This is a genomic window from Parafrankia sp. EAN1pec (assembly GCF_000018005.1).
GTDB lineage: Bacteria > Actinomycetota > Actinomycetes > Frankiales > Frankiaceae > Parafrankia > Parafrankia soli.
Genome location: NC_009921.1, coordinates 5,270,671 through 5,295,561, shown reverse-complemented (window position 1 = coordinate 5,295,561; position 24,891 = coordinate 5,270,671). Strand labels below are relative to the sequence as shown.

17 protein-coding genes and 3 pseudogenes are annotated in these 24,891 nt (G+C 67.3%); 15 read left to right on the top strand and 5 right to left on the bottom strand.

Annotation, left to right across the window (positions count from 1 at the left end):
* Positions 1-5: 5 nt before the first annotated feature.
* Positions 6-2,810 carry a GH116 family glycosyl-hydrolase gene (locus FRANEAN1_RS21545; protein WP_020461938.1) on the top strand — a complete coding sequence of 935 codons (2,805 nt, stop codon included), beginning with the start codon at positions 6-8 and terminating at the stop codon, positions 2,808-2,810.
* A 259-nt stretch (positions 2,811-3,069) separates the two neighbouring features.
* Positions 3,070-3,309, top strand: a pseudogene (locus tag FRANEAN1_RS43875) (transposase family protein); the annotation flags it as partial.
* Here the strand turns inward: FRANEAN1_RS43875 and FRANEAN1_RS21540 are convergent.
* Positions 3,237-3,830, bottom strand: a complete 594-nt coding sequence (locus FRANEAN1_RS21540) for a TetR/AcrR family transcriptional regulator (protein WP_020461936.1) — start codon at positions 3,828-3,830, stop codon at positions 3,237-3,239. The pseudogene FRANEAN1_RS43875 and the gene FRANEAN1_RS21540 overlap by 73 nt on opposite strands.
* A 702-nt stretch (positions 3,831-4,532) precedes the next feature.
* Here FRANEAN1_RS21540 and FRANEAN1_RS21535 point away from each other — a divergent pair.
* The 4 genes from FRANEAN1_RS21535 to FRANEAN1_RS21520 all read left to right on the top strand — a co-directional run bounded on the left by FRANEAN1_RS21535 (position 4,533) and on the right by FRANEAN1_RS21520 (position 8,936).
* Positions 4,533-5,024 carry a hypothetical protein gene (locus tag FRANEAN1_RS21535; protein ID WP_041254561.1) on the top strand — a complete coding sequence of 164 codons (492 nt, stop codon included), beginning with the start codon at positions 4,533-4,535 and terminating at the stop codon, positions 5,022-5,024.
* 5 nt (positions 5,025-5,029) lie between these two features.
* Complete coding sequence (locus tag FRANEAN1_RS21530; protein ID WP_020461934.1) at positions 5,030-6,055, top strand: Gfo/Idh/MocA family oxidoreductase; 1,026 nt, start codon at positions 5,030-5,032, stop codon at positions 6,053-6,055.
* Entirely contained in the window at positions 6,052-7,791 is a 1,740-nt protein-coding gene (locus FRANEAN1_RS21525; protein ID WP_020461933.1) for a GMC family oxidoreductase, read from the top strand. Before FRANEAN1_RS21530 ends, FRANEAN1_RS21525 begins: the two co-directional genes overlap by 4 nt.
* 62 nt (positions 7,792-7,853) lie before the next feature.
* The gene (locus FRANEAN1_RS21520; RefSeq protein ID WP_020461932.1) at positions 7,854-8,936 is read left to right on the top strand and encodes a family 43 glycosylhydrolase; all 1,083 of its coding nucleotides are present in this window, start codon (positions 7,854-7,856) and stop codon (positions 8,934-8,936) included.
* A gap of 717 nt (positions 8,937-9,653) precedes the next feature.
* Here the strand turns inward: FRANEAN1_RS21520 and FRANEAN1_RS43870 are convergent.
* A complete protein-coding gene (locus FRANEAN1_RS43870) occupies positions 9,654-9,983 on the bottom strand; it encodes a hypothetical protein (protein WP_347176704.1) in 330 nt (109 codons plus the stop codon).
* 613 nt (positions 9,984-10,596) lie between these two features.
* Between FRANEAN1_RS43870 and FRANEAN1_RS42440 the strand changes: the two genes are divergently transcribed.
* The 4 genes and pseudogenes from FRANEAN1_RS42440 (at position 10,597) to FRANEAN1_RS21510 (ending at position 13,329) form a co-directional block, all read left to right on the top strand.
* Positions 10,597-10,797 carry a hypothetical protein gene (locus FRANEAN1_RS42440; protein WP_198145348.1) on the top strand — a complete coding sequence of 67 codons (201 nt, stop codon included), beginning with the start codon at positions 10,597-10,599 and terminating at the stop codon, positions 10,795-10,797.
* Positions 10,790-11,626 (top strand): hypothetical protein, encoded by an 837-nt coding sequence (locus FRANEAN1_RS21515; RefSeq protein WP_157472744.1) that lies wholly within the window; start codon positions 10,790-10,792, stop codon positions 11,624-11,626. Before FRANEAN1_RS42440 ends, FRANEAN1_RS21515 begins: the two co-directional genes overlap by 8 nt.
* A gap of 39 nt (positions 11,627-11,665) precedes the next feature.
* A pseudogene (locus FRANEAN1_RS41375) lies at positions 11,666-11,767 on the top strand (IS6 family transposase); the annotation flags it as partial.
* A gap of 491 nt (positions 11,768-12,258) precedes the next feature.
* A complete protein-coding gene (locus FRANEAN1_RS21510; protein WP_020461928.1) occupies positions 12,259-13,329 on the top strand; it encodes a hypothetical protein in 1,071 nt (356 codons plus the stop codon).
* Between the two features lie 843 nt (positions 13,330-14,172).
* On the opposite strand, the gene FRANEAN1_RS43865 is transcribed toward FRANEAN1_RS21510, so the two are convergent.
* A complete protein-coding gene (locus tag FRANEAN1_RS43865) occupies positions 14,173-14,583 on the bottom strand; it encodes a hypothetical protein (protein ID WP_347176703.1) in 411 nt (136 codons plus the stop codon).
* Between the two features lie 156 nt (positions 14,584-14,739).
* Between FRANEAN1_RS43865 and FRANEAN1_RS21505 the strand changes: the two genes are divergently transcribed.
* The 5 genes and pseudogenes from FRANEAN1_RS21505 to FRANEAN1_RS21485 form a co-directional block, all read left to right on the top strand.
* Entirely contained in the window at positions 14,740-17,283 is a 2,544-nt protein-coding gene (locus FRANEAN1_RS21505; protein ID WP_347176702.1) for a beta-propeller fold lactonase family protein, read from the top strand.
* Between the two features lie 245 nt (positions 17,284-17,528).
* A complete protein-coding gene (locus FRANEAN1_RS21500) occupies positions 17,529-17,801 on the top strand; it encodes a hypothetical protein (protein ID WP_347176701.1) in 273 nt (90 codons plus the stop codon).
* Positions 17,802-18,551: 750 nt separating this feature from the next.
* Entirely contained in the window at positions 18,552-19,868 is a 1,317-nt protein-coding gene (locus FRANEAN1_RS21495) for a hypothetical protein (RefSeq protein ID WP_198145347.1), read from the top strand.
* Positions 19,865-20,422, top strand: a complete 558-nt coding sequence (locus tag FRANEAN1_RS21490; RefSeq protein WP_020461924.1) for a GNAT family N-acetyltransferase — start codon at positions 19,865-19,867, stop codon at positions 20,420-20,422. The genes FRANEAN1_RS21495 and FRANEAN1_RS21490 overlap by 4 nt, the downstream gene beginning before the upstream one ends.
* 147 nt (positions 20,423-20,569) lie before the next feature.
* Positions 20,570-21,632: pseudogene (locus FRANEAN1_RS21485) on the top strand (transposase); the annotation flags it as partial.
* Positions 21,633-22,388: 756 nt separating this feature from the next.
* On the opposite strand, the gene FRANEAN1_RS21480 reads toward FRANEAN1_RS21485, so the two are convergent.
* Both FRANEAN1_RS21480 and FRANEAN1_RS21475 read right to left on the bottom strand, forming a co-directional pair.
* Positions 22,389-23,114: a response regulator gene (locus FRANEAN1_RS21480; protein WP_020461922.1), complete on the bottom strand. Its 726-nt coding sequence runs from the start codon at positions 23,112-23,114 to the stop codon at positions 22,389-22,391.
* A gap of 13 nt (positions 23,115-23,127) precedes the next feature.
* A complete protein-coding gene (locus FRANEAN1_RS21475) occupies positions 23,128-24,804 on the bottom strand; it encodes a sensor histidine kinase (protein ID WP_020461921.1) in 1,677 nt (558 codons plus the stop codon).
* Positions 24,805-24,891: the final 87 nt, after the last annotated feature.

Here is a 24,891-nt window from a genome sequence, read left to right as displayed (position 1 = left end):
GCGTGATGGGTGAGAGAGAATTATCCGGCGCACACCGTGGCGGTGGCGTCTCGCGCAGGACCTTCGTGCGCGGTACAGCCGCGGCGGCCGGCTTGGCGGCGTTCGGCGGTGCGCTTGCTGCCTGCACCGGAAGCGAACCCGCGGCTGCGGTGAAGCCGGCGGTTCACCCTGTGCCCAAGGCGGCATATGTCCGCAAGCTAGGCGCGGTGCCAGCGGGGTCCTGCAACGCGCTCGGGGATCAGCAGTGCAGGACGGGAGTCCCGAACCCCGTGTTCCGCAGTGTGGGGGCGGGCCTGTCCGTACCCGGCCTGGGCCTCCCGCTCGGGGGCGTCGGCGGCGGCTCTTTCATGCTCAACCAGTGTGGGACGTTCGGACCGTGGAACATGGGCGGGCAGCCGACCACGGAATTCTGGGAGATGCGCACCCTCGCGCAGGCGGCGTTCCACGCACGTGAGGAGGTCGTCGGGGGCGGCGGGGGTGTGTCGGTCAGGACACTGGCCGTACCGCACACCAACACCGCTCCTGATCGCACTTTTGGCGACGTCCTGCCTGCCTGGAACACGCTGAAGCCCGGGGACGGCAGCTACGCTGTACTCTTCCCGTTCGGGTACATGACCTACAGCGGCTTCCAGTCAAAGGTCTCCACCAAGATCTGGTCGCCGATCGTGGCCAACGAGGACGAGCGCACGTCGATGCCGGTGGCGTTCTTCGACATGCTCATGAACAATCCCACCGCCAAGCCGATCAAGATTTCTGTCATGCTGACGTTCCCGAACGCCCCGGCGTTCGCCACGGGTTCGGTGCGGACTGGTCTTTACAGCAGGTTCGATCGCGATTCCGCGTCGGGTATAGGCGGGGTGACCCTCGGCTCGGACTCCCCGGAGAACACGCCGGACACTGTGACGTCCGAGTGGACCATTGCCGCGCATCCATTCGCCGGGCAGACACTCACCTACTGCACCTCGTGGGACGGATCGGGCGACGGGAGCGACATCTACGCCCCGTTCTCCGCGGCTGGCGCGGACGGGAAGCTGCCGAACGGCGACATCGACCAGTCGGCATCGGCCGGTGCGGTGGCCGTGGCGCTCACCCTGGAGCCCGACCAGACACAGACTGTTCGCTTCGCCCTTTCCTGGGACTTCCCGCAGGTCTATTACGACGGCGAGGACGCGACGACGAGGGCCGTCTGGATGCGTCGGTACACGGCGTTCCTCGGCGGAAAGACATCGCGGACCAACGACTACGTCCAGGATTCGTACCCCTTCAGGCAGGGTTTCACCATCGCCCGGAAGGAGCTGGCCCGGTACGATGACTCTCTCGCCGCCGTCGAGTCGTGGTGGAAGCCGATCGCCGAGAATCCACAGGTTCCGCCGTGGCTACGCAAGGCTTCTCTGAACGAGCTGTATCACATGATCTTCAACGGTTCGTTCTGGGAGTCCGGGCTCGTCAGCAACACGATGCCGATGAGTGTCGAAGAGGGAACCTCGCCTCGTCTGGGATCCGCGATCCCGGAAACCCACATCTATTTCCACGCCGATGGCGGGGACGGTGGAGCGCAGACGAACGAAGTCGACATGGACAGCTCCGGCTACCTCGTTTTCGCGAAGCTGTTCCGCAGCTTGGAGCTGGGTCGTGTTCGCCCGCTGCTTCAGATGGTCAGGCAGAATCCGCTGGGAATCGGGCGCGTGATTCAGCAGACCTTCAGAAGTTCGGGACCCTACATCACCCAGACGGCGTCATTCCAGAATCTCCCGTTCTCCAAGCCGCCCACAGCGGGAAACCCTCCCGCTCCGCCCACCAGAGATCTCGGTGATCTGTTCGCGGACGAAGCCGGAGATCCCTTTCGTGACTGCCCGCACAAGCTCATCTACCGAACGTACGCGCTGATCAAGTTCTACGACGACGACGATCTGCTGGAATACGGATACGCGCCGATGCTGAAGGCGCTGACATACTCGCAGTTCTTCCGTCCGACCGGCTCCCACCTGCCGGCAGACCCGGCATCCAACAACCCGCCGAACACTATGGATCAGGCTGTCGTGAACGGTCACGGAATCTACAACTGCGGGCTGTATCTGCTGTCGCTTCAAATCCTCTCGACGCTGACGCCCCAGGCTGCCCGACTCGGTGTTGACGAGGCCACACCTGAGATACAGAAGGAACTCGACGAGGAACTGGCGGCAGCGAAGGAGGAATTCGAGAGGATCTTCTGGAACCCGGCCACCGGTCGATACCGCTACTGCGACGGCACCGGCGGGATCGGAGATCGTACCGGTACTATCAGGGGTCGTTTCAAGCCGGTGCCGCCGCCGGACGCCATCTGGCTCGAGTCCTTCGCCGGTCAGCTCGTCGCGATGGAGCTCGGCCTGCCTGACGTCGTCGATCTGGACCATGCCCGTACTCACCTGAAGAACACTCTGGATTCATTCGTCCGGTTCAGGGATCCCGAAGGGAACCTGATGGGTGGCCCGATTATCCTCAAGCCGGACTTCAGTATCTACCCTAGTTCGCTGAGGACCACAGAAATCAATGAAGTGATTCCGGGTATCGCCTTCCTGGCCGCCGCGGGAGCATTCCGAATCGGCGCCAAGGTCAAGGACAAGGACATCACGGAAAAGGCGTTGAAGCTCGGAGAGGGGTGTGCGCTCCAGATCTACGACATCGAGAGCAACGGTTACGCCTTCGCAACCCCCGAGAGCTGGTTCGTGGACGACCACCATATCTCCAGGTTTCCTGGATACACGCGAACCCGCTCTGTCTGGTCGCTCTACGACGCGGTCAGCGAAATCTCGGTGAAGAAACCGTCCTGACTCCAGTTGATCCTACCTGCTAGGCCGGAGCCTACGCCGGCCTGGTAGGGCGATCCGGACACAGACAGATCAGAGACTGACGGTGCGACCACTCAACCCGGACCTCATCACGTCAACGATGATCGCGTTCCATCTCGGCCAAGGGGAGTGTCCGACTATCGGCTCTGGCTCACTTTCGGTGGTGACGGAGTGTGGTCCCTGGTGAGGCTTCACGGCGGAAGCCGGCCAGTCCGCCCGGTGTGTGGCGACACGATGTGGCGTGGGTGGAGCGGATCGTCTGGTTGAGCTGGTGTTTTCGGGTTTGTCGCCGCTGATCGTCGAGGATGTGGTGGACGAGGGCGAGCTGGTCCGATTGTGCGCCCGGACGCCCCAAGGGCCGGTGGCCTGCCCGGGTTGCGGGGTCGTGACGTCGCGGGTGCACAGCTATCACGAGTGGACGGTGGCGGATGTCGCGATCGATGCCCGCCGGGTGCTGGTGATCGTGCGGGTCCGCCGGTTGGGGTTGAGGAGCCATTGGGCGTCGAGTCCGATGGTGAGGGCGAGGATCTCGGCAGCCTTGGTGTCGGGGTCGACGTCGCTGCGGATCTCGCCTCGTTGCTGACCGCCTCGGATCTCGTCGGCGATGAGGCCGCGGGTCTGGCGGTCGCGTTCGTCAAAGTAGTCGTGTAGGGGATCTTCGGGATCAAGATTTTCCACGCGCAGGACGATCATCAGCCGAGTGACAATTTCCGGTTCGACCGCGTCTTGCGAGTTGTGGAGGCCGAAGGTGCCTGCGCCCGCGAAGCCGCGGATCACCCGGTTGGCGAACTGGTCGCGTCGGTCCAGGACGGCGCGGAGTAGATCTTGCTTGGTGGCGAAGTGGTGGAGGATCCCGGGGTGGCTGATGCCGATGCGCTCGGCTAGCTCCAACAGCCCGGTCCCGCGGTAGCCCTGCCGGGCGAACAGCTCGACGGCGGCGTCGAGGATCTGCTCGCGCCGGGCGACGCCGCGGCGGTTCAGCGCGCCCTTCTCCGGTGGCATCAGCCTGGCACTCCCAGTGGGGTTGACACGATCAGGAACCTCCCGATAAACCTACAGCCCTGTCGGTAAGACGTGTCGTGGGCTGCGCGCTGGACGAGGCGCGGCCCCGGAGAGGACTCGCGCGCTGGCAGTGCGATGCGCCCGGGAAAATGACTCTAAGTAGTTGACATGGAGCGATGGCCGGATGAAGTCGCCAGATGACGCTGAACTGATCGCTGCACGTGGTGACATGACGGTTCGAGGGAGGACGTTCCTCCTCGGAGGTGTCTTATCTGCCGCCGGTGTCGTCGATGCAGGTGGGTTCGCCGGATGCTCGCGTAAGCCGTCGACGTCCGGCGGGGGGCCGGAGTCCTGGAGGGTGCCGGAAGCGGCATCGCCGGTGCGGGCCCCTGCGCCACCATCGGCGACCATGAGTGCGCTACGGGTGAGCCTACGGGCCTGCAGACCCTCATCGGCGGGCTGGGCGTGCCCGGTCTGGGTATCCCGCTCGGCGGCGTCGGCTCGTTCTACTACAACCTGTTCGGGACCTTCGGGGCTGTGGAACATGAGTAGCTCGCAGTCGTCGAACTTCTGGGAGATGTGCACTCTCCCGCAGGTGGCGTTCCATGTCCGCGAGCAGGTCGAGGGCCGTCAGGTGGCCCGACCGTCAGGACCCTCGCCACCCGGCACGACAACATCGCCCCGCAGGGGAACTTCGGTGGCGTGCTCCCGACATGGAAGCAGCTGAGCCCCGACGACGGCACCTACGCGGCGCTCTGCCCATTCGGGTGGACGACCTACAAGGCCGGCAACCCCGCCGGTCCACCCGTCATGGTGAACACAGACCTGAAGCACTTCCCGATGGACTACATCCAGCCACCCGGCCGCTACATCCCGGAAATCGGTGACGTGTGGCCCGGCACCACGTACATGGCCACGGCCGCCGCTGTTCACATCGGTCACAGCACCGGCGACGAGGCGCCCGTCGCCAAGGCCCTGAAAATGAGTGAAGCCGTGGCGAACCAGATCTTCGACGAAGGCGAACGCTCGACCAAGGGCTACGCCTTCGGCACCGGAATCCTGGTTCGTGGACGAGGTCACGATCTGCCGGTACACCGCCTACACCCGAGCCCGCTCAGTCTGGCAACTCGTCGACGCGCTCGACACCATCCCAGCGAAATCGAAATAGCCCTCCCCCAAACCCGAAAAGGATGACCATCATGATTCGTTGGGGTGTGGTGGGACCGGGCGAGATCGCAGCCGGGTTCGCGGAAGCAATGCGGTCGGTCGGCGACGGAGAGATCGTCGCGGTGGCGTCACGCGCGGCTGAGCGCGCGACGGCCTTCGGCGACAGGTTCGGGATCCCGACCAGGTACGGCGACTACGCCGCGCTCGCCATCGACCCCGACGTTGACGTGGTCTACGTGGCAACCCCGCCGTCACGGCACGAGCAGGACACCGTCGCCTTCCTGGAGGCCGGCAAGCACGTCCTGTGCGAGAAACCGTTCGCGCTCGACGCCCGACAGGCCCGGCGGATGGCCGAACACGCCCGCGACCGCGGGCTGTTCCTGATGGAGGCGATCTGGAGTCGGTTCCTGCCGGCCTACCGCTCCCTGGTCGACGTGCTTGCCAGCGGACGCATCGGCGAACCGCTGCTGGTGGAGGCAGATTTCGGGATGCGGTGGCCGGTGCGCCCGGAGCATCGCCTGTTCGACCCGGATCTGGGTGGCGGTGCTCTGCTCGACCTGGGCATCTACCCGATCCAGCTCTGCTCGCTCGTGCTCGGCTCGGCCGAGCAGGTCGCCGCGGCCGGTGTCATCGGCGAGACCGGAGTCGACGAGCAGGTCGCGGCGGTGCTTTGCCATCCTGGCGGCGCGCTTGGTGTGGTCAAAGCGGCGATCCGGGTGACCATGACGTGCGCGGCGCGCATCGCGGGCACCGGCGGATCGATCGACCTCCCGGCGTTCATGCACTGCCCGAACGCCCTCACCGTCACCACCCGCCCCGGCAGCGCCGAACACATCGACGGCTCCTATGAGGGCAACGGGTTGCAGTTCGAGATCGCCGAAGTGCACCGCTGCCTCGCCGAAGGACTCGCCGAGAGCCCGGTGATGCCACTGGACGAGACCATCGCCCTCGCATCCACCCTCGATGCCATCCGCGCCCAGGTACTCACGAGCGCGGCGTGTTCGCGCTCGTCGGTTCCGGCCCATGTAGGAGCCTCCGACAGAAGGCGAGCCCGATGAACCGTTCCTCTTCACACCGTTCGCTGCTCGACTTCTACGCCGACCCCGACGCGGGCAGCTGGGATGAGGTCGGGTACGTCCCCTATCCGCTCGGGCCCCCGGCCGTCGACACACCGGTCGTGGCCCGCCTGCGGACGCGGGCGTTGTCTGACCTGCGTGAACGTTACGACGCGGTCGTTGTGGGAAGCGGAGCCGGTGGCGGTGTCGCCGCATTCGTGCTCGCGTCCGCGGGAGCATCCGTGCTCGTCGTCGAACGCGGCCAGTGGTACGGCGCGGGCGACCTCGCTACCGACCATATCCGCAACCACCGGTTCTTCCTCGGGGGCGACCTCGACACACCCCCCGGGCACCCCCGGGCAGTCCTCGGCGACGACGGTGAGATCGCGGTCGAGTCCGAGGACGGCCGCTACCACCACAACGCAATCACCGTCGGAGGTGGCACCCGGTTCTTCGGCGCCCAGGCCTGGCGGTTCCGGCCCGAGGACTTCCGGATGGCCTCCCTGTACGGCGTCCCAGAAGGATCCGCGCTCGCGGACTGGCCGATCACCTACGGTGACCTCGAACCGTTCTACGACCAGGTGGAATGGGAACTCGGCGTGGCCGGCCGCCCGCACCCCGATGACGCGCACCGCAAACGCGACTACCCGATGCCCCCCTTCCCGCCGAGCGCCCTGGCTGCCGCGCTCGCGGCCGGCGCCGACAGGCTCGGATGGCCGACGGGACCAACCCCGTTGCTGCTGAACACCCGACCCCGCGCTGGCCGGGCCGCATGTATCCGCTGCGGGATGTGTGTCGGCTTCACCTGCCCCGTCGACGCCCGCAACGGCACCCACAGCACCGTCCTGCCCCGCGCCGTCGACCTCGGCGCCGACCTGACTGTTGGCGCGCAGGTCACGCGAGTATCCGCCGCCGGCGACGTCGAGATCGCCGCCGGCGGCGCGTCACGCGTCATCCGCGCCGGAACGGTCGTGCTCGCCGGCGGCGCGGTCGAGACCGCCAGGCTGCTCCAGCTCAGCGGCCTGGGCAACGACTGGGTCGGCGACTGCCTCCAAGGACACCTCTACGCAGGCGCGCTCGGCGTGTTCGACGAGCCGGTCCACGACGGACTCGGACCAGGCCCGTCCATCGCGACCAGACGCTTCGCCCACGGAAACGACAGCGTCGTCGGTGGAGGCCTGCTCGGGGATGACTTCGTCAGGCTCCCCGTCATGCACTACTTCATGACCCGCCTCATGGGACTTTCCCCCGACGTCAGCCAGGCGGACGTGCGTCGCGCCATGGCGGAGAGTTACCGCCACACCGGCATCGTCTCCGGGCCGGTCCAGGAAGTGACGATTCGCGGCGCACGCGTCCGGTTGGCGTCAGGCGTGACCGACCACCTCGGCCTCCCTGTGGCCCGACTCGAAGGTTTCCATCATCCCGAGGACCTCCGAACCGTCGCGTTCCTCACCGACCGAGCCGAGGAATGGCTACACGCATCCGGCGCTCGCCAAACCTGGCAGATAGGCCCGATGAAGGAAACGACACTATCCGCGGGCCAGCACCAGGCAGGCACCGCGCGCATGTCCGACTCACCCCGCCACGGCGCAACCGACCCGTTCGGCAAAGTCTGGGGAACAGATCGCGTATACGTCGCCGATGCAAGCCTCCACGTCACCAATGGCGGCGCAAACCCCGTCCTCACCATCATGGCCCTCGCCTGGCGAACCGCAGCACACATCGCCGCCAGCGGATAACCACGAGCAACGCGCAACCAGAATACACGACAGTCGAACGCGGCTGATAATGAAGGAGATCGATGACCCCGGCGAACACCGACGTGTGCCCAACGATCCGGCCCGGCCAGGTCTGGCTCGACACCGCGGGCCGGCGCATCCAGGCCCACGGGGGCTCGATCATCACGGGCACCGACGGCCTGTTCTACTGGTACGGCGAGAACAAGGAGAGGACGATACCGGGCAGCGGCAACTGGCACTGGGGCGTGCGGGCGTACTCGTCGTCCGACCTGGTCACCTGGACCGACCGGGGCCTCATCATCCCGCCGGTAGCCGGCGATCCCACTTCGCCGTTGCATCCAACGCAAATGATGGATAGGCCACACATCCTGTTCAACGAGCGCACGGGGAAGTACGTGTGCTGGCTTAAGATCATGGGCAGGGACGGCCAGCAGACCCAAACCTCCACCGTCCTCGTCGCCGACGATCTGCTGGGACCCTACGAAATCGTACGCACCGGGTTGCGGCCGTGTGGCTTCGACGCCGGCGACTTCGATCTAACCGTCGACCCGAAGACGGGCAACGCCTACTACTACTTCGAGAAGGTGCACACCGAGCTCATCTGTGTCGAGCTCACGGACGACTACACCGACGTCACGGGGAACTACAGCAGCCACTTCCCGCACCCAGGACCGCCCTTCACCCGCGAGGCACCCGCGCACTTCGAGCGCGGCGGATTCCACTACCTCATCACCTCGGGCACGACCGGTTACTTCCCCAACTTCTCCGAGGTCGCGGTCGGCCTGAGCTATCACGGCCCGTTCGACGTCCTCGGTGACCCACATCCCCATGACGCCTCGCGAACCTCGTACCGGTCGCAGATCAGCTCCGTGTTCAAGCACCCCCACAAGAACGACCTCTACATCGCCCTCGCTGACCGATGGCTCCCGCAACTGCCGGAGGACATGCCCAACGTCTACGACGTTGTCGCGGCGATGGCGCGCGGCGAGACGCCACCCTCAACCGGCAACGATCAGACGGTGATGGCGGCGGTGCGCGGCGAGAACACAGCGATCGCCGACTACGTGTGGCTACCGATCCGCTTCGACGACGACCGCCCATCCATCGTTTGGCTCGACGAATGGAGCCCCCACGACTTCGTCTGAGGGCGCCACAACGTCCATCAGCACCGAGGATCCGCGATGAAAGCCGACCGGCTGCGCGAAGGTCGCGTGAAGATGATGGCCGGGTAGCGATCGCCCCAGGTCTCGGTGAACTCGAAGAACCGCGCCTCGGCCGCCGGGACGGTCGGGTGCCGTGCACACCGGCCGGAGATCCTTGGATATTTTTTCCAGTTCTGTCGGCCGGCGTGCCGGAACGCAGACGTTACGGCTCCGACAGCCCATCGTCTTGAACGGCGGAAAAGTCGTCGTCGATTTTGGTGTCGAGTCGGGCGTGAGTTGCGGTCCGTAGCTGCGTGACGAGGTGACGTGCGGTGGGTGCTCCGACGTGGAGGCGCCTGCGGAGGGTTTCGGCTGAGATCGGCCGGTGATGTTGCTTCCAGTGCAGGGTGTCTTCGGCGCGGGCCCGGTGTATCAGGTCCTGGTCCGAGGCGCGCTCATGATGGCTGGAAAGCCGTGGCTCGACCGATTTACGTTGCGCCGGAGGCTGTGATGGTGATGCTGACTGGACAGGTAGATCAACGATGGGTGTTGTCTGCGTGGCGGGTGGAAGCGGAAGCGTATCGGCCGGAAATGGTTCTGTCGTCTGCATTGCTTGAATGAGCCGCGGTCCGACTTCCGCCCATCCCATGAGCAGGAGTGGACCGACTGCGTCGAAGGCGGCTTTGCCGTAGTGGCCGGTGATCAGTGGCTCGGAGATGTTCAGCGCGAGAGTGACGATGCTGGCAAAGATGAGGAGGCGCCGCGCGGAGCGTTGTAGGTCGGCGGGTCCGCCGTGAAGGGCGAGGTGACGGATGCCGATGAGGAGCCCGACGACGAAGAGGTCGACGGCGGGTGCGACGAGGGGAGCGACCCAGAGGGAGACGCCGAGCCGAAGCCGAGCGCGAGGATGTTGCCGAAGCTGAACAGGAACGTCAGCCCGACGACGGTCACGATCACCGCAGTGACGATCTTCGCAGCAGCGGGGGATGATCTTGAGTGTTGGGATGAGGCCGGCGTCGAAGTCGCGGCTGCTGCCGCTTCGGCGCTCATCGGGTGCCCCGCGCGGCCGTGGTGGGTTGCCAGGCGCCGGCGGGCCTCTTGGTGCTGCCATACCGGTTGCCACACAGGGGTGCAGCGAAGGCTCGGCCGCGTTGCTGGTCCTCTCGGGGCCGAGCGACGTGTGGCAGTGCGTGTGGCAACGCGGGCCGCCAGAGGGGTACTCCAGCGGCCAAAAGTGGACGTCAGGGTACGTGTGTGGACGTTCCTGGACGGTATGGACCGGCCTGAAAAGCGGAAGGTCGGCGGTTCGACCCCGCCCCTGCCCACCGCCTCTGAACAGGCCTTTTGCCTCTCCGTTGAGATCAATTCGGCTGTTCAAAGATCGTTATGTAGCAACGGGTGTAGCAACCCAGAGCGGCGGACAGTCCAGGACATACCCCGCTGACCTGCATAAATGCCAAACCCGACCGTCCGCCGCGACATATCGGGGCGTTGCTACACGAGAGGCCCCGGCGGAACGCGGACTCACGGCAGCGGGGCAGGGCGTGCCTCTGAGCTGCGGCGATGAGCAGCATCGCGGCGGACGACCGTCCGCTGCAACGGCGGACGGTCCAGGTCGCGGGTTTTGCAAGCGGACCAGCAAGAAGCAGCAGAACCCGCCGCGATGATCTCGCTTGCTGGCTCCGAAGGGGAGCTTGGCCTCGACCGCGTGATTGGCATGGGTGTGCAGAGTCTCTGGCATTGCACGGAAGCCCGCTTGGTCGAGGTCGCCCAGAACCGCGCCGAACCGGAAGTGTTCGGATCGGATGCGTCATGCCCGCCGGACGTCGTCCACGGCAGGCTGGCACAGCGATGTCATGGCTGAGCAGACCCCGGCCGCTTCCGGTAGCACAATGTCCAGGCAGCGGGAACAGGTGCTTGTGGAGGTGATGCTGCGCCATCAGGTGCAGATCGATCCCGATGACCTCGGTGCTGTCCTCGATTTAGCTGCAGTCGGAATCGTCAACGGCGCCTGGCGCAACAGCCCTGTCGAGGACTGGCACAGCCAGGGCCGGCTGCGTGACGGCGACATGCTGCGGATCAACGCCCACACCAGCTGGCGGGTGCGTGAGATTGTCCGGCGATGGCGCGGCGACCTGGGACTCGGACCGCAGTCACTGCGGGAGGCATGCGATGGTCTTGACAGCGATGCGACCGACTGGCTCGCCGAGCGGATCTGGCGATGGCTGGTTAACCCTGCCAGACGCCTGCCGACCGGACCGACGCTGGCCGAACTCGCCGGGAGCGACCTGAACGACTACCGCAACCACGCCGATGAGGCGTTAGGTGGATTTGCGGCGATGGCGGAAGAGCGCGGGATGCTCTACGCGTTCTGGAGGGCGGCGGCTCACGGCGGGCTGGCCTGCCGGCATTGGTGGGGAACCCCGGCATGGCCCGCGCTGGTCGACCGCTTCATGCACGCTCTCGATACCTCTGATGACCCGCACTGGTCGTCCGGCGGGAGATGGCAGGTGACTGTGGAGACAGCGCCACACCAGGCCACCGGGCGTGCCGGTCTCCGTCGGCTGCTGATGAGCCGGCCATGGGCTCTCGATTCCGATACGGCGCAATGGGTCGTCGGTGCCGGCATCGGATTTCTTCTCAGCCATGTTCCTCAACTGCCCGACGACGTCCACGAGGCGCTCCCGCAATAGCCTTCCTCTCGAACCACATCCGCCCGGTTCTGGACCTTTATCATCCAAAACAACCGCCGCGGCCACTGCGAGCTCGCCGTCGAAACCAACCCGAGGCTGCGGCTGGCCGCCGCGTTCACCGAACTCGCAGCAGCTGTCTGACCGGCGGCCACCATGGCCGCTGGCATGCCTCGCTTCCTCAGAACGCAACACCGCCCGCCCAGGTGCCTGAGCCGGAAGAGGATCTCGCGCTGCTCGGCAGCTGAAAGGGCGCGGAAGGGCAGCCGCGGACTGCCTCGTCTGCCGCGCCGGCATCCGGACCAGCTCGTGAGGAGCCTCCGCCGACCGCTCCACCATCCCCTACGCGCCGTGCATACGCCCAGCTCACGTGCGCCGAAGCCGTGGCCGCGCCGCCACCAGCAAGGTGCGAAACGGATAAATCCGGACAGTCGATCAGTGTCCCGCAACTTCCTCGCTTCAGATCAGCGCAAGGACCACGAGTCCCACGCAGATACGGTCTATAGTCACCAATCGCTCCGCATCTGCGGATCTGGTGCAGCGTCGCACACCCTGCGTTTCACGCACAGAAGTTGTCATCCTCGGTGTGGACGGGCACATCCGCTCGCGTCGCACACCCCTGACGGAAGGTCGACGTGAGATCACATCTGTCCATGCGGACGCGCGCAGCGGGAACAGCACTGGTCCTGGGCGCCGCGCTGGCGGTGGCCTTCCCGGCCGCGGCGCACGCCAACACCGTGGGCGTCACAGTGAAGTCACCCGGGGCTACCAGCGGTCCTGCAAGCGCTAACTCCGAGATCTCAACCCACGCGGACTGCAGTAGCGGCCTGATCTCCGGCGGTGGGATCAACCAGGCCACCGGCAACGGCAACGGCAACCATGTGATGGGCACCTCGCCCAGCTCCGACGGCTCCACCGAATACACCGGTTCCACCGGGGTTGTCGGCACCGACGTGACGCACTGGCTCGGGATTGGCGGAAGCGGCGGCCAGGTCGACAGTTCCTTCTCCACCACCCCCTTCGCGGTGTGCTTCACCAGCAACCTGATCAACCACACCCAGGTGGTCATGAACAAGACCAACGCGCCCACCAGCGGGTCGACGGTGGGCCTGGTCACCGCGACCTGCCCGGCGAACACGGTCCTGCTCGGCGGCGGGGCGCGTGTCACCCCGGCCAGCGTCGGCAACTTCAAGCCGATCGCCAGCTTCCCCACCTTCAACAACTCCGCACATGACTACGGCCAGAAAGCCGCAGCCGACGGCGAGACCAACCCCAACGCCTGGACCGCCGTCGGGTGGGCTAACGGCACCAACAGCACCAACGAGACCTACGCCTACGCGATCTGCAGCGGAAACAACATCAATATCAGTGGCGTCACCGTGAAGGTCCACTTCAGCGAGGCGAGCGGCCCGACCACGGGGAGCACAGGCCAGAAGGTGACAGTCAACTGCCCCAGCGGGGACGGGAAACTGATCAGCGGGGGCGCCGCCATCAGCGGAGGCAGCGTGACCACGACGGACTTCACCGGACCGGGCTCAGGCGGCGACCACCTTAACGGAAGTTTCCCCAGCGACTCGAGCGGAAACCCGGTCAGTGACGGGACCACCACGGCTGCGTACTGGACAGCCTTCACCCATACCGGGGGTACAAGCTCGCCGAACACCTACTCCGACGTCTGGGCGCTGTGCGCCAACGACGGCGTCTGAAGACACCTGTAACCCCGGTCCGCGGGCGGGCGCGGCACCTAGCATGGCCCGCCCGACGTTTCGTCTCGTGACGAAACGCGGTTTCTGCAACACCCACAGCGGACAGGTGGTCCCGGTGCCGCGCGCCGGGACCACGAAACTGTGCGGGTATACAGACGATGCGGTGAAGAAGATCGTGGGCAGGAAAGGCGGGGGCCCGTGGTGCTGGGCGACCCCACGATTCTGCGTGGACTGTGGAACGGACCTTCGGCCGATCGATTTCCTATCGCCGCCGCGCGACTACGAAACCCTGCCCACCGCTCCAAAGCAATGATCCACATTGTGGTGATCAATATCATGGCCCGCCGCCTCGCCGGTCGCATCAACCCAGACCTGGCAAGAAACAGTTCGGGACCCCTGGAAGCCCGATTCCGGGGGGCATAGCTAAGAGGGTGTTCGGTCTTGGGAGTTTGGGTTGGCTCACGAATACGCAGTCAGAGGGGGCTGATCGTCATACGCAATCGTCGTGTCTTCGCGTGGTCTGTTTCGGTGCTAGGCGTTGTGCTGAGTATCGGGCTGACCAGTTCCGTGGCAGCGGTGTCCTCGTCGAGCGCCTCTTCGAAAAAAGCCTGTGGGAGCTCAGGCGTCCTCGACAAGAAGACATGCACCTACAGCACGGTCGGGTCAGACACCTTCACCGTGCCCAACGGCGCAAAATGGGTCGAGATAACGGTGGTCGGCGCCCAGGGCGGGCATTACTTTATTGCCGGTGACGACTTTCATGGCGGCTCGCCGGTGGGTGATATCACCGGCCGTCCGGGTGGGGGCGGCGGCCAGGCGTACGGCGTGATAGCGGATCTGTCCTCAGGTCAGGTTCTGCAGGTCGATGTTGCCGGTAAGGGTACTGACGGCACGGCGGCGAGCCGGTCTGGCGGGAAGAACAACGGACCCTCCGGGGGACAGGGCGCCGTGGGGGGCTTCGGTGGCTCCAACGGCGGTGTAGCAGGCGGTAAGGGGGACGCCGCCGGGGCTGATGGCGGGACCGCGATCCTCAACGGTGGCAACGGCGCCGGTGGCGGCGGCTCCTCGGATGTACGGATCGCGACTGGTGGCTGCGCGACGTTGACGTGCGGACTGACGGACCGAGCGCTGGTCGGTGCGGGCGGCGGCGGAGGCGGCGGCACTGGTGGCCAGGGCTACGCGCTGGGCGGTGCCGGCGGCGCCGGTGGCGGTGCTGCCGGCGCGGCTGGTGGTGCCGTCGTCGATGGTGGCCACCCGGGGACTCCTGGGGGCGGTGGAACCCAGACCGCAGCTGGGGTCGGGGGGCTCAACGCCGGGCGGCACGCGACTCCGCCTCCGCCCGATCCCAACGATCCGCGTTTCGGCGGTGATGGCACCGATGGCCGCTCTGGGTCAGGCGGCGCCGGGGGCGTGGGAAACCAGGCCTGCCTGGGTCTGCACACCCCGCCCTGCCGGAACCCCGATGATCCGGCCGCGGGCGGTGGCGCCGGTGGCGGCGGTGGTGGTGGGTACTTCGGTGGTGGCGGCGGCTCGGGAGGTGGTGGCCTCTCGATCGGTGGCGGCGGGGCAGGTGCCGGCGGGGGCGGGGGAAGCTCCTTCGCCGCCCCCACCGTGAGCTCTGTCGTCCTGACCGCTGGTGTCAACGCCGGGACCGTCAATAACGGCAACGGCCAGGTCACCATCACGTGGGGTAGCTCTAACGAACCTAAGCCCACTCACCCGTCTGAGCCAGAACCGACACCGAGCCCGGAACCAACACCGAGTCCAGAACCGACACCGAGTCCAGAACCAACGCAGGAGCCTGGTCCGAAGCCGGCAGCGGCCACCGCCTACGTGATCAACAATTTCGGGAACACGGTCACCCCGATCGACGTGACGACCAATACGGCCGGTGCCCCGATCCGGGTCGGTGCAAGCCCCAGAGGGCTTGCGGTCACGCCTGATGGCAGGACCGTCTATGTGACGAACCGGGCCGACAACACGGTGACGCCGATCGATGTGGCCACCAACACCCCTGGAGCCCCGATCCCGGTCGGTCAGTTCCCGTTCGGGGTCGCAGTGACTCCCGACGGCCGGACCGCTTACGTGGTGGACAACCTCAGCGATGACGTGACGCCGATCGATGTCGCCACCAATACTCCCGGTGCCCACATCCCGGTCGGGGACAATGCACACTACGTCGCGATCACCCCTGATGGCAGGACCGCCTACGTCACCAACGCCGCAAGCAACACGGTGACGCCGATCGATGTGGCCACCAACACCCCCGGCACCCCGATCCCAGCCGGGAACAACCCACAGGGGATTGCGATCACGCCCGACGGCAAGACCGTGTACGTCACGGACAACGCCGACGCTGCCAGCGCCACCGTGACACCGATCGATGTGGCCACCAACACTCCCGGCACACCGATTCCGGTCAGCGACCGCCCGGTCGGGATCTCGATCACGCCCGATGGTCGAACCGTGTACGTCACCAATGAGCGTGACAACGTGGTGACGCCGATCGATGTGGCCACCAACACCCCCGGTACTCCTATCTCCACCGGAGGCATCGAGCCGTTCTACATCGCGGTCACGCCGGACGGCGTGGCCGCCTATGCGGTCAACCGTGACAGCGACACGGTGACGCCGATCGATGTGGCCAGCAACACCGCCGGCACCCCGATCCCCGTCGGTGACCGGCCGGTGGGGATCGCGATCAGCGCACCACCGAAGGCCGTACCGCCCCCGCCGGTGTGCGGGATGACCGGTGTGCTGTCCGGGACGACGACAATGACCTGCACGTATCACACCATCGGATCGGACACCTTCACGGTGCCCGCGGGAGTGGGCTCGGTCGAGGTCGTGGTGACCGGCGCCCAGGGCGGGCACTACTTCATCGCTGGTGATGCGGCACACCCGTCCCCGGCAGGGGACATCACCGGGCGTCCCGGAGGCGGCGGTGGCCAGGCGTCCGGGGCACTGACGGGGCTGAAGGACAACCAGGTCCTGCAGGTGGACGTGGCGGGCAAGGGCGCCAACGGAACCGGGGCCTCGCGCTCGGGCGGAATGAGCAATGGCCCGTCCGGCGGATCGGGAGCACTCGGGGGGTTCGGTGGGTCCGACGCCGGCGTGCCAGGTGGGCCCGGTGATGGCTCCGGTGCGAACGGCGGAACAGCGTTCAACGGTGGTAACGGCTCCGGCGGCGGCGGTTCCTCCGACGTCCGCGTGGCCGCGGCGGGATGTGTCGCACGGAAGTGCGACCAGTCCACCCGGGTGCTGGTCGGTGCCGGCGGAGGCGGCGGCGGCGTCGGCGGGCAGGGCAACGCGCTCGGTGGAGCCGGGGGTGCCGGCGGCGGTGACGTCGGCACCGGCGGTGGGTCGACCGTCGATGGTGGTAATGCCGGACTCCCGGGCAAGGGCGGCACCCAGACCACCGGAGGCGCCGGAGGGCTGAACGCGTGCCGGCACGGTGCTGGGAATCCCCCGACCACCGATCCGCTGACCGATCCGCGCTGCGGCGGGGACGGTACTGAAGGCACGTCCGGTGCCGGCGGTGCCGGCGGGGCCGGGAACCTGCCCTGCACCGGGGTGCACACCCCGCCCTGCCTGGACCCGACCGCCACCACGTCCGGTGGTGGCGCGGGTGGCGGCGCGGGCGGCGGCTACTTCGGTGGCGGCGGCGGCTCCGGTGGCGGCGGCACCTTCGGCGGCTACGGTGGCGCCGGCGGCGGGGGCGCGGGCGGGAGCTCGTTCGCCGCGTCGACCATCGAGAACCCCGTCCTGACCACCGGGGTCAACTCGGGCACGATCAACGACGGCAACGGTGAGGTCACGATCACCTGGACTCCTCCCGGTATTTCGACTCCGGCTCCGATCTTGACCGCCACGCCGACCCCGACCCCGACCCCGACCTCAACCCCCATACTGGCCCCCACGCCCACACTGGCCCCGAAGCCCGACCAGACGTAGACGAACCCTCAGAAGTAGCGCACGCAAGCAGAGCAGGACCCTGCGCTCGGCCGGTGATCGAATTAGTCACCGGCCGAGCCAGCGTTCGACCCAGGCACATCAGCCGGTGAATGGAACGGTCCAGGCCTATCAGCAGGGAGCCGCCGAAAAATAACTCCCATTCTTGATCAAGGAGAGATGTAGGCAGTCCCGCAACAGGGCCAACATCAAATCCAGAAGTTATTTTTCGGCGGCTCCCTGGCACCTTGGCTCCGTGGCCGGGGGCCTGCCTTCGCCCCGCGACGACCGCGGCCGACCCGCCCGACCTCGCCCCCGCCCGGCGAGTGTGGCTGCCGCTGCACGCCACCACCCGCACCGACCTCGACGGACTCACCACCCGCTACGGCACTCCGATCCTCGCCCGCTCCCCAGTCGATGACCCCGACCCGCACGACGACCGCCATGAGCCGGACTCGGCACCGACACCCCGCCCACCCGCGCCGCAGTTCGGGCCGCGGTCCCCCCTCGGACCCACGTGAGCCGGCGCCGTCGGACTGTGCGCGCTGCCGCTCGCCCTGCGGATCCTCGCTGGCGGTGTCGCGGCCGGGCTCCTCGGCGGCGGGGCCGACTGCGGCAACTGCCGTCACCATCGCAGGTCCGCCGCGCAGGAGATTCCCGCCGACTACCAGTGGCTGTACGTCGTGGCGGCGACCTGACCTGGGTCGCGCCGCGTACCGTGCTGGCCGCCGTTGGCGAAGTCGAGACCGGCCACGCGCTCCCCCAGGGAACACCCCCGGAAATCGGAGACTCGTGTTCTACGACCTGTACGACATTGACATTACCCATGTCGGAATTTACATTGATGGTGCGGAATTATTTAATGCGGGGCGGGGAAAAGTTCTAGCGTGGAAATTTAAGTCAAAACCGCCTGTCGCGAGGCTACCCATCCCGCCGCCGCGTGAGAAACTTTCCTCGCCTCGGGCCACCCGGCGAGCTGCATGCACCGGAACCCCCTCCTGCCGTGCAGGATGAATCGAAACCCCCGCCCTCCGTTATACCCTCCATTATTCCCGCGGATATTCGCTCCAGTATTCCCTCCTGCCTGAAGCTTCCGTGGGCGAGTGCACGATGCGCTCCTCTGCCGGTCCGGGAGAGTGGCCGGCGTGTCTCCCGCCGTGCACGACCCATGACACTCCGCGTGACACCTCCATGGGAGGGTGAGATCTTCTGTCTCAGGGGTGGGAAAAAATGTCTCACCCATGGCGCACCTACGGCCGAGGGGAAACGTGGTGCACGCTGATGGAGTCGAGGCCCTGAAGGAGCAGCTCGCCACTCGGTTCCGGCAACTTCAGGCCGAGTACCGGCTGTCGGGGACGGACCTGGAGAAACGCACCACCCACGATCGGAAGAACGTCTCCGCCATCCGCAACAGGGGACGGCTCCCGACCCGTGACATCCTCCGGGCCTACGACCGGGAGTTCGGGACCGGCAACGAGCTGACTGACCTGGGTGAGCGGATCCGTGCCGCGCAGAAGGCAGTGCGGCTGACCGAGGTGACGGCCGCAGTGGGGGTAGACACCCCCGGGCCGCAGCGGGCAGAGTCGGGAAGGGAGGAGGTGGAGGAAACGGATCGACGCCAGATCGTTGCGATCGCTGCGCTATCCGCACTTGCGTTCGAAACGACCCGCCGTATCGACACCTCTGCCACGGCACCGACCCTCGGCGAACTCGAAGACGACCTGGCCGACATCGCTGCCGGCTACGACACCACCCCGCACCAGATGCTCGTCGGTGAGGTCGCCCGACGATGGCACCAGGTCGAAGACATGCTCGACCGCCGCTTGAGCGTGACCGACAGTCTGCGGACTACTCGCCTCGGCGGCCAGCTCACCTACTACCTTGGCCGGCTCGCGTTCGCCGGCGGTCACTACCGAGACGCCCGCCGGTTCTGCGATCTTTCAGACCGGTACGCCGACCAGGTCGGCGACGAGATGCTGACCGGCTCCCTCGCCGCGCTGCGGTCCAGCATCGCCTACTACACCCACCGCTGGGACAAGGCTGCCCTCACCGCCGCCCGGGGCCGCCGCGGCGCGGAACCCTACCTTGTCGCCCGGCTGGCCGCTTACGAGGCGCGGAGCCATGCCCGCCTCGGCCGGGTCCGGGAGACAGAGAACGCTCTCGCCGTGATGAGGGCCCACGCCGGGGTGGCAACGAGGCCCCGGCCCGGCTCCTCCCCGTTCACGGCTGGCAGCGCGGCCATGTTCGCCGCGGTATGCGCGATCGAACTGGGTGACGGCGCCGAAGCCCGGCGCCACGCCCGCGAAGCGGTCGATCTCATCGACCCCCGGTCCCATGAAGAACGCGGCCACGCCTACCTCTGCCTCGCCTCCGGCTTTCTTCTCCATGACCGGCCCGATCCTGCCGCAGCGATCGCGGCGAGCCGGGCCGCCGCGGCTGTTCCCGACGGGCACCTGTCCGCCACGGTCGTGTCCGCCATGTCCGAGGTGGTCCGGGAGCTTGGGCCGTGGGCCTCGGATCCTGACGTCCGCGCGTTCGGCGCGCTGGTCCAGCAATCCCGCCTCGCGCTGCCTGGGAGCCCCGTATGACCCTCGAGTTCGCCCCGCCTGACGTCGTCACCATCCCATCCGTTCTCACTCCGCGGCTGAAGCTCCGTTCCTGGCGCCTGACGGACGTCGAGCCGTACCTGGCGATGGCCCGGCATCCGGATATGTCGCTCTATACGAGCTCACCGAGCCGTGTCGGGTCGGTCTGGGGCATGACCGCGTTCCAGATCGGCCACTGGGCTCTGAACCGCTTCGGAATGTGGATCATCGAAGAGCGGGCGACGGGTGAGTTCCTCGGCCGGGCCGGCCTGTACGAGGAGTACGGCTGGCCGGACATTGAGGTGGCATGGACCGTCCGGCGCGACCGGTGGGGGCAGGGCATCGCAACCGAGGCCGGCGCGGCTGCGCTGGAGTTCGCGTTCACTGAGGCCGGCCGGGAGCGGGTCATCAGCATCATCCACCCGGAGAACAAGGGGTCGATCCGCGTCGCCGAGAAGCTCGGCCTCACCCTCGCTGAAGGCCCGGTGGATCGGGACGGTGAACCGCGGAACATCTACGCGATCAGCCGCGCCGAGTGGGCTACTCACACAGGCTGAGCGCCCCCGGCGACCCGACCCTCCGGATGTCACGCTGCGTGATAGCTGCTGATGATCCGGGATGGGTCGGCGTGTCGCCGTGACGTGGAACGACCTTCGGAAGAGCGTGCTCTCGCCAAAGAAGCCGTGATCGAACCGAAGGTCGTGATGGGCAGTGTGCAGGACGAACCAGGACGCGCCGAGGCTCTGGGGACGCTGTGTCGCTTCCGCCAGGAGTTCTACGACTGTCTGACCCGCCGGGCGGACGCGTTGTTCGAGGTGACGGACGCGGTGCTCTGTACCGACGGACCGGTCAGGACACTGGTCGACCTGACGCTGGCGCCGGAGCATCGCCGTGGCTACGGGGCCTTGTACGACGGGTTGAACTGTGGCCGGTTAGAGGTCGCCCGGCTGCGGCGCACACTCGCTGGTCTTGTGCTGCCCTCGGCGGCTGACGGCCGGCTGGTGCTGGCGGTCGACGTCAGCGGAGTGGCTGCGCTCGGACGCGCCGACCAGCGCGCAGCGGCTGTTCTGCCACGTGCACGGGCGGGCGAAGAATCAGTCCCAGCTGATCCCTGGCTGGCCGTACTCGTTCGTCGCCGCCCTCGAGTCCGGCCGGACGTCGTGGACCGCGGTCCTGGACGCGGTGCGCCTCGGCCCCACCGACGACGCCACAGCGGTGACCGCCGACCAGCTCCGCGGGGTCGTGGGCCGTCTGACCGCAGCCGGACACTGGCACGACGGCGACCCGAACATCCTCATCGTCATGGACGCCGGCTACGACGTCACCCGGCTGGCGTTCGTCCTGGCCGACCTGCCCGTCGAGGTGCTCGGCCGGATCCGTTCCGACCGTGTCCTGCGGCTCCCCAAACCACCCAGACTCCCCGGCGCCAACGGTCGTCCACCCAAGCACGGCCCCGAGTCCGCCCTCGACAAGCCCGCGACCTGGCCCGAACCGCAGCACACCACGATCACCGACACCACCCGCTATGGCACCGCCACCGCGACCAGCTGGGACCGGCTGCACCCCCGGCTGACCCACCGCACCTGCTGGATCGACCACCACGGCGACCTGCCGATCATCGAAGGAACACTGATCCGGCTGCAGGTCGATCACCTGCCCGGTGACCGAGACCCCAAACCCGTCTGGCTGTGGACCTCCGCCACCAACGCCACCGCCGCCGACATCGACCGCGCCTGGCAGTCATTCCTCCGCCGGTTCGACCTGGAGAGGAGCAAGCTAGACTGCGCACATAGACGCCGCGCGGCGATCCGCCGGCGGTCGAGGAGGTCGTCGCCCTCGCTCGCCCCTGCGAGCGCCGCAGCGCGGCGGTGAGATCGTCGTAACGCCGCGTGTCCGGAGCGGTCGGACCCCCATTGCGCAGCGCCTCGTCGATCGCTTCCTGCAGGGGCCGATCGGCCGGCAGCACCCGCACCGTCCAGACGCGGGGTGCCTGATCGCTGATTGTCTCCGCCAGCTCGTCATCAACGACCGGCGCCCGGACGATGGGACGCGCCCCTGGCCACCTCGCGTCGCGCCGGACCCGCACCATGACCTCGCGGACCACGTCCGGCACGTCTCGCCGGTCTGCCGAACCCGCCACCGCCTCACCCCCGCGATCACTATCAGCGCACGGGATGAGCACTGTAGCGGCGAGGACACTGGCCGTGGCCGGTAGGTCCGGCGCCAGTGGCCGCGGCCGCCAGGAGGAGCTGGTAGGACCCGCGGCTGACAGCCTCGAACTTGAGCCAGGGTGACGAGCCGCCTGGTGACGGCAACGAGCTGGCCTACATCACGTTCCCGAACGATTCGGATCTTGATCTGTTCGCCGAGCTCGTCTTCGCCACCACACGTGCGGGGTGGGTGTGTGAGGTGGGGCCCGTTCTTCGGGCACCTGTGCGTGAGGTGAGGGTGACGTTTTTCCGTCGCAGGCCCTGCCTGGGGAACTCATATCGACTGGTCCGTCGAGGACGCGGAGGCTGCCGTTCAGTTACCTATCCATCGGTAGAGGTGTTCGGGTCGTCCACCGCTTCCGTAGCGTTGGGATCGGTTCACCAGGCGTTGGTTCGTGAGCCGTTCGAGGTAGCGGCGCGCGGTGACGCGGGAGATGCCGACCGCGGCTGCCACCCCGGCTGCGGTCAGGTCCGCGGCGCCGGGTTTGGCGGCAGCTCTGCTGAGGTAGGCGACAACCGCGTCGAGGGTTTCTACCGACAGACCTTTCGGCTGGTGGACGGTGTTGGATTCAGCGCTTCGTAGTGTGGCCAGGGCTCGGTCCACGTCGCGCTGGCCGAGGACGTCGGCATCCGTGTGCGCGGTGATCTGGGTTCGGTAGGCCGCGTAGCGCTCGAGGCGGTCACGGAACACCGCGAAGGTGAACGGTTTGACGATGTACTGGACCACACCGTATGAGACCGCCGAGCGGACGGTGGGCAGGTCGCGTGCCGACGTTACGGCGATGACGTCGAGCGGCGCGCCGCCGCCGCGCAGGGCGCGGCAGATGTCGAGCCCGCCGATGTCGGGTAAGCGGAAGTCGAGCAGGACAAGATCGACGTTGCCCAGGCTGGCGAGGTAAAGGGCGTGACGGCCGCTGATGGCCACGTCGGTGACGACGAACCCGGGAAGCTTTTCGACGTAGCTGCGGTGGGCGTCGGCGATGACCTGGTCGTCATCGACGACAAGTGTGCGAATCGGCGCGCCGGGTCGGCTCATCATCGCGTGGGCAACCTCATCGGGCCGGAGTCATCGCCGTGGACATGTCGACGCTCCCATGTTGCCGAGGGATGCGGACAGTGAACACCGCACCGCCGTCGCGACCCACCTCGATCTGGCCGCCGTGGCGCCGGACGACCTGCCGGACCAGGGCGAGCCCGAGACCTCGCCCGCGCGCTGCCTCGCCCGTCGACGTGCTCGTCTTGGTGGTCCAGCCGCGTTCGAACGCCGCCGCGACCTGTGTCGGATCGAGGCCATGACCTGTGTCAGAGACCCGGACCGTCAGGCCATCGGGCTCGGTACGCACCGAGACCGTCACCCGCCTCGGGGCCTCTCCTGCGACCGCGGCCTCGATTGCGTTGTCGATGAGGTTGCCGACGACCGTCACCAGCTCAGCCGCCTCGACGTCGAAGACCTCGAACCGGGTGTCGTCGGTGACGACGAGTTCCACGCCGCGCTCGGCCGCCTGGGCGGTCTTACCGAGCAGCAGAGCCGCCAGGACCGGCTCGTCGACGGCGGTCAGCATCCGGTCAGCGAGCTGCTGTGAGCCAGCGAGCCCGGCGGTGGCGAACTCGACGGCCTCGTCCAGCCGATCGAGCTGCATCAGGGTGACCACGATATGAAGCTGGTTCGCGGCTTCGTGGCTCTGGGCACGCAACGCATCCGCCATGCCCCGGACCGCGTCGAGTTCGCCGGTCAGCGCTTGGAGTTCGGTGGTGTCCCGGATCGTCGCGACACTGCCGAGCGGTTTCCCGTCGCGGACGGTGGGTTTCTGATTGACCGCGAGCATCCGGTCGCCAGCCAGCAGCACGGTGTCCTCGGCTGGACGACCACTGCCGAGTAGGTCCAGCGCCGCCGGATCAAGACCGAGTTCCGCGACCGGACGCCCATGGGAGTCCGACGGGAGGCCGAGGAGCCGGCGGGCCTCATCATTGGCCAGGAGCACCCGAGCCTGGTCGTCGACGATGAGAACCCCTTCCCGAACAGCGTGCAGCACGGTGTCGTGATGTTCGTACATCCTGGTGATCTCTACCGGGCCGAGGCCGCGAGTCTGCCGCCGAAGGCGGCGGTTGACCAGCACCGTGCCACCCACCGCTAGCGCGACGGCAGCCAGTCCGGCAACCAGGAGTACCGGAAGTTGCCGGCCGGCCGTCTGGCTGACGTTCTCGACGGTGATGCCTGCGGCGACCAGAGCGGCAATCTTCCCATCGCTGGTGGTGACCGGCACGACCGCGCGTACTGACGGGCCCAACGTCCCCGAGTAGGTCTCGGTGAGCACCTCGCCTCGTACCGCCGGTTCGGTGTGTCCGAGGAAGCGCTGGCCGATTCGGGTCGGGTCAGGGTGGGTGTACCGGATCCCGACCGGATTCATCACGACGAGGAAGTCGACCCCGGTCCGGGTTCGGGTGGCCTCGGCCAGCGGCTGCAGCGAAGCGCTCGGATCGGACGAGCTCAGGGCCGCGACCATCCCTGGAGCATGGGCGAAGGTCTCCGCGACCGCGACGGCGAGATCGCGTGCCTGGCGTTCCGCCGTGCGCCGGGCCTGTAGCACCGAGGCGGCAACCGCGGCCACCACAAGAAGTACGACCACCGCGACCTGCAGGACGAGCACCTGGCCCGCGATGCTGCGCCGGCTCAGCCGCGCGCCGCGGCCGCCGCTGGGGTCGTCCGCACCACCGGGTGTTGCGGTCATCGGCCCAGTGTGCCGGCCGGGACCAGTTGGCACCAGACGCCGTGAACAGTACGACCAAAACCGTGACCATGATCGTGAACGCAGTCA